This window comes from Sphingobium psychrophilum (genome assembly GCF_012927105.1).
In the GTDB taxonomy this organism is placed as follows: Bacteria; Pseudomonadota; Alphaproteobacteria; order Sphingomonadales; family Sphingomonadaceae; genus Sphingobium; species Sphingobium psychrophilum.
The window spans coordinates 1-10,759 of record NZ_JABBFV010000043.1 but is presented as its reverse complement, the minus strand read 5'-3'; the positions used below and the strand labels follow the sequence as shown (position 1 = coordinate 10,759).

The 10,759-nt window shown below is 59.8% G+C and carries 7 protein-coding genes and 4 pseudogenes; 6 read left to right on the top strand and 5 right to left on the bottom strand.

Going from position 1 to position 10,759, the window contains the following annotated elements; translation table 11 throughout:
• Positions 1-192 precede the first annotated feature (192 nt).
• Entirely contained in the window at positions 193-1,335 is a 1,143-nt protein-coding gene (locus HHL08_RS24545; RefSeq protein WP_043155352.1) for an IS110 family RNA-guided transposase, read from the bottom strand.
• Between the two features lie 116 nt (positions 1,336-1,451).
• Here HHL08_RS24545 and HHL08_RS26370 point away from each other — a divergent pair.
• The 3 genes and pseudogenes from HHL08_RS26370 to HHL08_RS24530 all read left to right on the top strand — a co-directional run.
• Positions 1,452-1,772, top strand: a pseudogene (locus HHL08_RS26370) (DUF4158 domain-containing protein); the annotation flags it as partial.
• A 970-nt stretch (positions 1,773-2,742) separates the two neighbouring features.
• On the top strand, positions 2,743-3,057 hold the full coding sequence (locus tag HHL08_RS26365; RefSeq protein ID WP_081764268.1) for a Tn3 family transposase: 315 nt from the start codon (positions 2,743-2,745) through the stop codon (positions 3,055-3,057).
• A gap of 328 nt (positions 3,058-3,385) precedes the next feature.
• On the top strand, positions 3,386-4,615 hold the full coding sequence (locus HHL08_RS24530) for an NAD(P)/FAD-dependent oxidoreductase (RefSeq protein WP_019054263.1): 1,230 nt from the start codon (positions 3,386-3,388) through the stop codon (positions 4,613-4,615).
• Between the two features lie 20 nt (positions 4,616-4,635).
• Here HHL08_RS24530 and HHL08_RS24525 read toward each other — a convergent pair whose 3' ends face one another.
• Entirely contained in the window at positions 4,636-4,815 is a 180-nt protein-coding gene (locus HHL08_RS24525; protein WP_026149929.1) for an SDR family oxidoreductase, read from the bottom strand.
• A 297-nt stretch (positions 4,816-5,112) separates the two neighbouring features.
• On the opposite strand from HHL08_RS24525, the pseudogene HHL08_RS25845 reads away from it, so the two are divergent.
• Positions 5,113-5,262 (top strand): annotated as a pseudogene (locus HHL08_RS25845) (IS630 family transposase); the annotation flags it as partial.
• Here HHL08_RS25845 and HHL08_RS24520 read toward each other — a convergent pair.
• On the bottom strand, positions 5,235-5,741 hold the full coding sequence (locus tag HHL08_RS24520) for an SDR family NAD(P)-dependent oxidoreductase (RefSeq protein WP_235209944.1): 507 nt from the start codon (positions 5,739-5,741) through the stop codon (positions 5,235-5,237). The pseudogene HHL08_RS25845 and the gene HHL08_RS24520 overlap by 28 nt on opposite strands.
• Positions 5,742-6,005: 264 nt before the next feature.
• Between HHL08_RS24520 and HHL08_RS24515 the strand changes: the two genes are divergently transcribed.
• Entirely contained in the window at positions 6,006-6,977 is a 972-nt protein-coding gene (locus HHL08_RS24515; RefSeq protein ID WP_019054261.1) for a dihydrodipicolinate synthase family protein, read from the top strand.
• A gap of 121 nt (positions 6,978-7,098) precedes the next feature.
• On the top strand, positions 7,099-8,139 hold the full coding sequence (locus HHL08_RS24510; protein ID WP_169575492.1) for an IS110 family RNA-guided transposase: 1,041 nt from the start codon (positions 7,099-7,101) through the stop codon (positions 8,137-8,139).
• Positions 8,140-9,114: 975 nt separating this feature from the next.
• On the opposite strand, the pseudogene HHL08_RS24505 reads toward HHL08_RS24510, so the two are convergent.
• Both HHL08_RS24505 and HHL08_RS24500 read right to left on the bottom strand, forming a co-directional pair.
• Positions 9,115-9,402, bottom strand: a pseudogene (locus HHL08_RS24505) (integrase core domain-containing protein); the annotation flags it as partial.
• A 274-nt stretch (positions 9,403-9,676) separates the two neighbouring features.
• Positions 9,677-10,645: pseudogene (locus HHL08_RS24500) on the bottom strand (IS110 family RNA-guided transposase); the annotation flags it as partial.
• Positions 10,646-10,759 lie beyond the last annotated feature (114 nt).

Genomic DNA, 10,759 nt, shown 5'->3' with positions numbered 1-10,759 from the left:
TATCCGAAGTTCGCCGGTGACCACCCGCGAAACTGACCGGCCGCTACAGCGCTTGTTCGATGAGCGCGCGTCCGGTCAGCTTCGCTACCCTCAAAACCTACACCACGCGCCGGGACACGACCACGGTCCGTTCGCCTGGATCCATTGGGGCTGATCAGTGCCCCGGGGATTGGGTCACATGAAGTATGTTGATCAGGCCTTCGTCATGACGGCGCCCTCGATCACGACACCGCTCATGGCGTACTTCCAGAAGGCCACGAGCAGCTTGCGTGCCAGTGCGATGATGGCGACCTTCTTGCCGCGTCCGCCGTTGCGGCTGACGCGTTCCTGGAACCAGCGGGACAAAGCCGAGTCCGGCTGATAGCGCAGCCACAGCCATGCGGCTTGAACCATCGTCGTGCGCAAGCGTGGATTGCCAGACTTCGAGACGCCCTGCTCGCGATCGATCGAGCCGCTGCGCCATGGCGAGGGAGCAAGGCCGGCATAAGCTGCGATCTGGCGCCGGTTGTCGAAATGCCGGAACAGCCCTTCGCTGGCGAGGACATTCGCAAACTCTGGGCCTATGCCCTTGAGCATTGCGAGCATCGCCTGTGGCGAAGTCTCGGCCATGTCGTCACGCTCGGCCTCAACGCATTTGATCTGTTCGCAGAGCAACTCGAGACGGTCGAGCTCACGATTGAGCTGCGCCTTGAGATGCAAGGGCAAGGGTTTGCCGTCGACCGTCCGCAGTTCTTCCAGGCGTTCACGCCGATCCCGTCGGTTCGGCTCATAACCCCGAATGCCGACACTGAAGAGCAGGCCTTTGATCCGGTTCGTGTGAAGCGTGCGTTCCTTGACCAGCGTCTTGCGTTCTCGTCCGATCCGCCGACGGTCCTCTTCCTCGACTGTTGGCACACGAACCATCGAGCACACCCTCGGCTCACCGCGCATCCAGGCCATCAGGGTACGAACCAGCGTCTCGCCGTCGATCCTGTCGGTCTTTGCCCGCCGGTGCCGGCGCGAGACCGCAATCGAAGCGGCGTCGACTACATGGCTGGTGACCCAATCCTCCGACGCCAGGGCGCGATGAATCCAAAAGCCATCGAGCCCCGCTTCCTGAATAGCGATCACCGGGTAGCGCTGGCCCTCGCGGGCTTCTGCCTTGTCGCGCAAGGCATCCAAACATGCGAGCAGCGCTGGCATATCGCCGCCTGGCACGGAGTGACGGGACATCTTCTCGGTGCTCGGCGACAGCGAGGTCACCAGCCAGGTCGATTTCGACAGTTCCAGCGAAACGAAAATTGCGCCAAGATCAACTCGGATGGCGGCAAGCTGCGAGATGGGGTCTGCTGACATGGCAAATCCTTTCAGAGTGGTTGGTAGCAAACCGACTCTGAGCTCCCTCAGACCGCTATCCAACTCTCATCATGGGATCTTTTTGAAGGCCTCCATCGCATATTCGTTCTGGGCGTATGACGGGACGCTTTGGTCGCGATGCCGGCGAGTTTCCGGATACCGTGGTTACGTATCTTGCCGAGCAGATCGGAGCATCGCCTGCAGTGCTTGAGGGCTATGACTGGCTCGGCCGATCGGGGCGACGGCATCGTGCCGATATTCTCGACCATTTGGGATTTCGCCGGGCGCGCCGACAAGACATGCAGGCAGCTGCTGCGTGGACTGGCTCCGAGCTTTGCCAGTTGGGCTTGCCCGCTTCCGGGATGATGGACCGTCTTCTTGGCTGGTTCGTCGCGCACCGGATTGCGGCGCCTGAGGAAGAAGCGTTGACGGCGCTGATCACCACGGCCCGTCGCGGGTTCGAGGATCAGGTGCTGGAGAAGATTGCCTCGTTTGTATCGTCCGAGCACGGGGAACGGCTTGATGCTTCGCTCGCCGATGAGGACGGCGTCACAGGTTTTTCGGGACTGAAAGCGGATCCCGGGCAGCCCAATATTGACAACATACTGATAGCGGCACGCAGGCTTGCCTTTGTGAAGCAGCATGTGTTGCCCTTGGAGGCTTTGCCGGATTTGGGAGATCCCATTGCGCGGATTCTGCGCCGCAGAGCGATCAACGAGACCGTCTGGACGATGCGCCGGCACCCTGATGGCCGACGCTACGCGCTGTTCGGGCTTTTCCTGGCGCACCGGGAACGCGAACTCACAGACGGGCTGATCGACCTGCTGATCGAAATTGTCCACACGATCGGCAGCCGGGCTCGCAACCGGGTGCTCAAGGCGTTCGTGACCGAAGTCGAGCGGGTTCACGGCAAAGAGGGACTGCTGGTCCGGATTGCCGAGGCGGCCTGTCTTCAGCCCGAAGGCATGGTGTGCGATGTCGTGTTTCCGGCAGCGGGCGGCGCCGATGTGCTGGCGGCGATCGTGCGAGAGCATAAGGCGTCGGACGGTTTCGAGCGGCGCGTTCACCGGGTGCTGCGCGTCTCGTATCTGCGTCATTATCGGCGCATGCTTCCGGCGGTATTGGGTGTGTTGGAATTCCGTTCGAATAACCTGGTGCATCGCCTGGTGCTCGATGCGGTCGACTGGCTGCGCCGGACGAGTGGCAGCCGGCGCGTCCTCCGGCCTGAGGACGGCGTGCCGCTGGACGGTGTCGTGCCCCCCAAATGGCGCGACCTGGTCGTGGAAAAGGACGACGACGGGCGTCCGCGGATCAACCGCATCAACTATGAGATCTGCGTACTGACCGCGTTACGCGAGCGTCTGCGCTGCAAGGAAATCTTGGTGGTGGGCGCGGGCCGCTACCGTAATCCTGACGACGATTTGCCACGGGATTTCGAAACACGCCGCGCAGACTGTTATCTTCTTCGGCAAGGGCGGTGAGATCGCCACCAACCGCCGGGAGGATCAGGAGTTGTCAGTGCTGGCGCTCCATTTGCTGCAGAATTGCCTGGTCTATGTGAACACGCGGATGCTGCAGCGGGTCCTGGATGCACCGAGCACTGCCACGAAGATATGGGCATCACGGATCTCGCCAGTCAGCCGGTCGACCACGATCCCGATCTTTCCCCGGCATAATCGACGAACAGCTTCTCCCCAGGTGTATGGTTCTGCCGCAGGATAGCTGTGTGGTCGGCGCGGAGCCGAGTCAGAAGAGTCGTTTCGGATTGACCAGCAAGTCGGCTTGCTTCGCCAGAACGGCGAAACACTCTCGACGATAGAAGATGCGATCGTTCGTGGTTCAGTTGAAGCTGTCGGCGGTAACGTTGCACAAGCGGTCAGAGAATTGGGGCTGACGCATCTGCAATTCGCTTTCAGGGTTGCGAAGATGCGTCGTCACAGCTAGCCTTGCTTTTGATTTTGTTGCAATGACTTGCATAATATGCAAAGAGACTTGCTTCTGTGCATAAAGGGCAGGGGGAGAGTGAAGCCGTGAAACTGGGAGATATCGGGTGCGTTCGGTAGCGATTGTAGGCGCCAATCTAGCGGGTGGGCGAGCGGCGGAAGCGCTGCGGCAAGTAGGGTTCGACGGTCGGATCACTCTGATCGGTGAAGAGCCCTGGAGGCCCTATGAGCGCCCGCCGCTGTCCAAGGAGTTCCTGTGGAATCCAGCCGAAATGTCGGACAACTTTTTCCTGCAGGATGAAAACTGGTACTCCGACAACCGGATCGACATGCTGCTCAGCACCCGTGCCGAAGCGATTGATTTGAATGCGGGCGGCGTGCGCCTCTCGGGTGGCCAATTGGTCGCTGCCGACAAGGTTCTGCTGGCGACTGGAGGGCACGCCCGCAAGCTCAATCTGGCCGGAGCCGATTGCGTCAACGTACATTATCTGCGCACCCGGGACGATGCCGCCAGGATGGCCCTCGACCTTCGTCAAGGCGCACGGGTGGTGATCGTTGGCATGGGCGTGATCGGAGCCGAAGTGGCTGCTAGCGCGATCAAGCTTGGCTGCGAAGTAACTGCGGTAGAACCGTTGGCGGGTCCGATGGAACGGGCACTGGGCAAACGTTTCGGTCAGTGGCTGGGCGAGGAGCACCGCAAGCGCGGGGTCAAGACCCATTTCAACCGGGGCGTAACGGGTTTCAAGTTCGCGGACGGCCGCGTATCCGCAGTCGAGATCGACGACGGCACCGTCATCCCTTGTGATGCCGTCGTCGTTGGGGTGGGGATCATTCCTGCCACCTCGCTCGCGGTCGATGCCGGGTTGACTGTAAACAATGGGATCGTCGTCGACCGTCGATGCCAGACCAGCAATAAGGCGATATTTGCCGCCGGTGACGTCGCCGAGCAGGACGGTTTTTTTGGCGGTCGCTTCCGGCAGGAAACCTATCAGAACGCTTCCGACCAGGCCCAAGCGGCGGCCTCGGCGATGCTTGGTCACGAAGTCGATTACTGCAAGCCCATGTGGTACTGGAGCGACCAGTTCGATTTGAACATCCAGTTCTGCGGGCAAATTCCGGCACAGGCCGAGGTCGTCCTTCGCGGCGATATCGAAAGCAACGCTTTCGTCGCTTTGTTTTTGTCCGGCAATACAATTGATGGCCTGCTGACTGTCAACCGCGCGCCCGATATGGGCATTGGCAAGCGGTTGGTCGAACGGAGGACGAAGGCGAGCGCCGACCGGCTTGCGGATGCAGACGTGTCTCTGCGCGAATTGCTTATGCAGTCTGCTCGATAGCGCGTCGGCGGCGGGGGGCCTTATCCGATCCCGCCGCCCGCGACGAAGAGTGTCTGCCCGGTGAGGTAGGAGGCCTCCTGAGAGGCGAAAAAACAAATTGCAGCGGCCAGTTCATCGGGTTCGCCGAAGCGGAGCATAGGGGTGTCGCGCAAGGTCTGCTCCATCACTCCTGCAAAACCCGCCTTGAACGCATCGCTCATGGGTTCGGGATCGCGTGGGGTGACCCGTCACAGGTTCATTTAGTGCCTCAGAGCCGGAACACCGTTGCACGATGGGCAGCCAAGCGGCGCGACGATGCACAGGCACTAGAACCGCAGAGGCAGCGGTCAGCCTGGAAGGCCCCATCGCGGCAGCGCTGCGCGTGGTACATGGGCCAGGCTCCCGATCAGATCGGTGCCGAACATACGCTGTTCCTCGACCATCCCAGCGCATCTGGCTCGTCGACTTCCAAAACAGCTCAACAGGAATCTGCACTGGAGAGTTATCATGAACACACGATCGAGATGGTCTTCGCCAAGCTCAAGCATCTGCTGCGAAAGGCCGGTGAGCGCACACGGGAAGGGTTATGGAACCGGGTCGGCTCCCTCCTCGACGACTTCCCGCCACACCAATGCAAAAACTACTTGCGACATCCCGGATACGCTACCGTCAGATCACAAACCGCTAATTCGGACACCGCTGGTTTCCAGTTCAGCGACAAAGCGGCGGTCAAAGCAGCGACTCCGTCCTTGGCGGCGGGATAGGGAGTCTTGTTCACGCCGCGCGTGGCCACTGAACCGATATTTACGACTGAACCGCGCCCGGCCGCGAGCATGTACGGCAACACCGCATGGCGGCACCAAAGTGTCGGCCACACCGAGCGGTTGATTTCGGCACAAATCTCGTCGGGGGTAGAATCCCAATAGGGCTTAGCCCAGATCGTACCACAGACATTGTGGACCGCCACGTCGATTTGGCCGAATTGATCTGCAACCGTCCGGTACAGTTCGGTCGCTCCCTCGCATTTCTCGAGGTCGAAGATGGCGGCATGAACATCGCAGCCATTGTCCCGCAGGCGATCGACCGTAGCCTGCGTAGCGTCAGCCGCTCGGTCGGCAATGATCACGATGGCGCCTTCCTCAGCCATACGCCTGGCTGGGGCTAGCCCGATGCCTTGAGCGCCAGCGGTCACAACCGCGATCTGGTTGTCGAACGGCTTGGCAGAAGTCATGATGTTGCTCCTCCTTTATTCACATTCCTGCAACGAAACGCAAGGCTGGGAGGTTGCCTTTCCTATATTCATGATCTATATCGAGAACGGAAATGCGTTGCGCAATGTCAAATGATTAGGCGCTGCAGCGGCGATCACCGGACCGGATTTGAGGAGAGAAACGAAGTGGCCCGTACACTCATGAAACCAGACGACGTCAAAGGTGCCTGGGCGATTATTCCCACTCCGGCGAAGGATGATGCCTCGGATTGGCGCGCGACAAAGACAGTTGACCTCGATGAGACAGCGCGTGTGGTTAATGGCCTGATCGATGCAGGGATCAACGGAATTCTCAGTATGGGGACGCTTGGCGAAGCGGCGACCATGACCCACGACGAAAAGCTCGATTTCATAAAGGCGCTGGTCGATGCAGCAGCCGGCCGAGTGCCGATTTTCGTTGGCACCACCTGCCTCAACACGCGCGACACTATCGCGTTGACACGTCAAGCGCTTGATATTGGTGCCGATGGCACGATGCTGGGAGTTCCGATGTGGTGCGCGCCAAGCGTTGATGTTGCGGTGCAGTTCTACAAGGATTTAGCTGAAGCCGTGCCTGAGATGAACATTGCCATCTATGCCAATCCCGAAGCCTTCAAGTTCGATTTTCCACGCTCGTTCTGGGCTCAGGTGGCGGAGATTCCCCAAGTCGTCACGGCGAAATACATTGGCGTCGCTCACTTGCTGCCGGACCTTGCAGCCATTCGGGGACGGATCAAGCTGCTGCCGATCGACTTCGACTACTACGGCGCAGCTCGTATGGACGAATCGATCGACGCCTTTTGGTCGAGCGGTGCCGTGTGTGACCCGCTGGTGACCACGACATTGCGCGACCTTGTGTCGCAAGCGCGCGCTACCGGTGATTGGAGCGCGGCGCGGGCATTTATGGGCCGACTCGGCCCAACGGCAGCGCCGCTGTTCCCAAACGGCAGCTTCAAGGAATTCTCGACCTACAACATCGCGCTCGAAAAGGCGCGCATGAACGCAGGCGGCTGGATGAACGCCGGTCCGGTCCGCCCGCCCTACCATCTTTGCCCCGAACCCTACCTCGAGGGCGCGCGCCTTTCGGGCAGAATGTGGGCCGAACTTGGCAAGGCGCTCGCAGCCGAAAAATGAGATAAGCGCGAAAATTGGGAGAAAGCGAGTGACGGACTGAGGTGTTGGGTTGGACGGCTCCCAACGGCATCGCGATGTGCCAGAGTGAGTTTGTTAGAGGACTCATTCGAGGGAGCCGACCATGGAACAGATTACCCACATAGGCATGGACACGTCAAAGAACGTTTTTCAGCTGCATGGCGTTGATGCGGCAGACAGGCCGATCCTGCGCAAGAGGCTGACGCGACGGAAAATGGTCGAGTTCTTCGAGGAGTTGCCGCCGACCGTTGTCGCCATTGAGGCTTGTGGCAGCGCGCATTACTGGGCGCGTGTTCTTGGTTCTTTTGGCCACGAGGTAAAGTTGATCGCGCCGCAACTGGTGAAACCATACGTCAAGCGCGGCAAGAACGATGCAGCGGATGCTGAAGCCCTGCGCGAGGCAATGAGCCGCCCGACGATGCGGTTCGTGCCGACGAAGAGTGCCGACCAGCAGGCGGCGCTCATGCTTGTGGGCATGCGCACCAGGCTCATCAAGAAACGCACCCAGCTTGCCAACGCGATCCGAGGCTTCGCTGCGGAATTCGGGATCACCGCAGCAACGGGCATGTGCCGGATCGAACACCTGCTCGATCGCATCGCGGCTGACGAACGACTTCCCGAACTTGCGCGCGAACTGTTCGCGCTTCACGGTCAGGAATACGCGCAGCTTCTGCACGAGATCGAGCGGGTCGAGGCCAAGCTTATGGAATGGCATCGCAACGACGAATGCAGCCAGCGGCTCGCAAATATCCCCGGGATCGGTCCGATCGGCGCATCCCTGCTGATGATGAAAGCTCCTGACCCGCGCATGTTCAAGTCCGGGCGAGACTTTGCGGCCTGGATCGGCTTGACCCCTAAAGATCACTCGACTGCCGGCAAAGTCAGGCTCGGAGGCATCACGCGAGCTGGCGATGAACTCTTACGGAGCACGTTGGTGGTCGGAGCCACCGCCGTCGTCCAGCATGTCCGTCGCAGCGGCGGCAGGAATGCCTCGCCTTGGCTGCTGGGATTGCTAGAACGGAAAAAGCCGAAGCTCGTCGCAGTGGCGCTCGCCAACAAGATCGCGCGCATTGCTTGGAAACTGATGGTAAGCGGTGAGGGGTATCGAAGAGCAGATTTAGGCGCACCAACGGTTGCCGCGTGAGAGATCGGCCTGATACGATGAGCAAATTTGACGCTATCGTACTGAGCTGATGCCAGATCTTGCAAGAGAAGAGCAGATGGTGCGATCGATCGATCCAAGGTGCGATCGATCGATCCAAGGCGTGTGGCATTCCTTCGGGACCAATGGCTGTTCGAAGCCGCTGAGGTGTTAGGAACTCACGCTGCGGAAACCATCTTGGCCAGCGACCATGTGCGGTTGCACCCAAAGGCCGGACATATGGACGCAAGCGATCCGATCAAATTTTTCCGCTCAGCCCTTCCAAGAGGGAGCCGTCCACATATGGTGCCGCCTTCTTGGATAGTTTGGCGGCGAAGTTAAGCTAATCCCGGGTGTGATTATGCCGCCAGTTTGGTCACCAGATCATGGGGGGGCATGCCCCCCCCCCCATGATCTGGAGCGACGATCCGCCTATAGGCCTCGGCCGGGGTTCGCCCTGCCAGTCCGAGTGAGATCGCCGCGTGTTGTACAGCAAGGCGACGGAACGCCCACGATACCGATATCCGCGAAGTTCTTTATCCTTGGCACTCTTGGTCGGGGCGCCATGTTCACATTCATGAGGTCATAGGACGGGCGAGCGGGGAAGTTCTCCGCTGCAGTTCGGCAGGATCGGCGTCGGAGCGCTGGCTTGAGATTCCGGTGTGGATGTTCGACCGTTTGACCTGCTCGACCTTGCACATCTGCGTTGCACCTTACGTCGATATCGCTGCGCTGAGTGATTTGGCGAGGTTGCTGCACGCGGCGCTGCCCATTTCGGGCGCAGCATCGGGATCTCACGACTCGCATCGGGGAGATATAGAGGTGGCCGGGTTTGTCTGAACAGGGATCGGCAACGGTTAAGTGGATCGTCTGCCGGGTTCCTTGCCTTGCCAATATGGGGCGTCATGCAGGGAGGGCGTAGCCCTACTGGAGTGACGCCCCATATTGGTTGCCAACTTAGCTTCGCTGGCCTTTGGCTCATGCTGCCATCATTACCGGCAGGTTGTCAAAATACGCCTGATCCGGCGTCCTGGCGGCGAGGCTCGAATGTGGCCTCCTTCCATTGTAGAAGCTCAGATAACGACCGATCGACTCGCGGGCTTCGCTGACCCCGCCGTAGGCGCGGAGGTAAACCTCCTCATATTTCACCGAGCGCCACAGGCGCTCGACCATCACATTGTCGCGCCAGGCGCCCCGGCCATCCATGCTGATGGCGATTTCCTCGCGCAGCAGCACGCTGGTGAAGGCGTGGCTGGTGAACTGGCTTCTGTGGTTGCCGCCCGTGGTGCAAGAAGTTTTGATCCGATGCGCGTGTGATCGAGTGCGGTCTTCTGTCAGGCCTTCCTATGCGGCATTTTCAGAAGCCGCAGGCCAGTATGGTGATCTGCGGATCAGGTCCAAATCTACTTCCCGAGCTTTATTGCCCTTAGCCGATTACTGGTTTTCCTAATCCAGATCTGTTCGATCATTTTGCCCATTCGGGTCGTCGCCTTCTCACACCCCCTTCATCCGACGTCAGATAGATTATGCAGCGTGTCGATCATGCTGCTGCCACCTGCGCCGAATCTCGATAATCCTCATTCTTTGTCAGCAGAGCCCATATCGTCCGCGCCATCCTGTTGGCCAGCGCGATCGCGACAAGCATCCTTGGCTTTCGCGCCGCGATGCGTGCTAGCCACGAGCCTTCCGGGATCGATTTCCGGCCGAGCCAATTCAGGCGGGACATTGCTCCAATAATCAGAAGTCTGCGGATATCGCTCTGCCCCGCCTTTGATACCCGACCGAGCCGTTCTTTACCGCCTGAGGAAAATTGGCGTGGGACGAGGCCAAGCCAGGCGGCAAAGTCGCGGCCGCAGCGGAAGCACTCCATCGATGGAGCAAAGGCTTCAACGGCTAAGGCGGTCAATGGACCAATTCCGGGTATCGTCTGCAAGCGCCGTGCAATATCTGCTTTAGCTGCGAGAGCCTTGATCTTCGCCGTCCGGGCATCAATGCGAACCGTCTTCTCCGCAATCTGCTTCATCAGATCATCGCACTCGTTGCGCATCAGTTCGGGCAGGTCGCTGTTTGGTTCATCCAGGATGCCTTTGATTTTGCCGAGCTGGTGAAGTCCCTGCGGAACGACATGGCCAAATTCGTAGAGGCACGCCCGAAGAGCGTTCACCAGCTCCGTGCGCTGGTGGACCAGCCGCTCTCGAGCGCGAAACAGGATGGTACGGCTTTGCTGTTCCGTAGACTTAGGCTCGACGAAACGCATTTCTGGCCGCTGTGCAGCGATCACTATGGCTTCGGCATCCACCGCGTCGTTCTTCTGCCGCTTGACGAACGGCTTCACGTAATGCGGAGCGATCAACTTCACGTCGTGTCCGCGCCTGCTCATCTCGCGCGCCCAGTAATGCGCGCTGCCGCACGCTTCCATGACAACAATGGCGGGAGGCTGCTTGGCCATGAAATCAGCGAAACCCTGCCGCGACTGCGCGGCGACAACTACGATGGCCGGCGTGTTGCCTCATGAAGCGATGTTCCCGAGCGGCATAGCCATTGCCTCACGTAAATGCTCCCTACAGGAGATCACCCTCACGGACTATTCCTTGCGCGACTGGGGGCCGCGCAGCGGAGCCGG

Coding starts and splice junctions, on each gene's coding strand:
- HHL08_RS24545 (WP_043155352.1), bottom strand. CDS start 1,335: ATGTCAGCAGACCCCATCTCGCAGCTTGCCGCCATCCGAGTTGATCTT.
- HHL08_RS24525 (WP_026149929.1), bottom strand. CDS start 4,815: ATGAGCGATGCGTTCAAGGCGGGTTTTGCAGGAGTGATGGAGCAGACC.
- HHL08_RS24520 (WP_235209944.1), bottom strand. CDS start 5,741: ATGGCTGAGGAAGGCGCCATCGTGATCATTGCCGACCGAGCGGCTGAC.
- HHL08_RS24515 (WP_019054261.1), top strand. CDS start 6,006: ATGAAACCAGACGACGTCAAAGGTGCCTGGGCGATTATTCCCACTCCG.
- HHL08_RS24510 (WP_169575492.1), top strand. CDS start 7,099: ATGGAACAGATTACCCACATAGGCATGGACACGTCAAAGAACGTTTTT.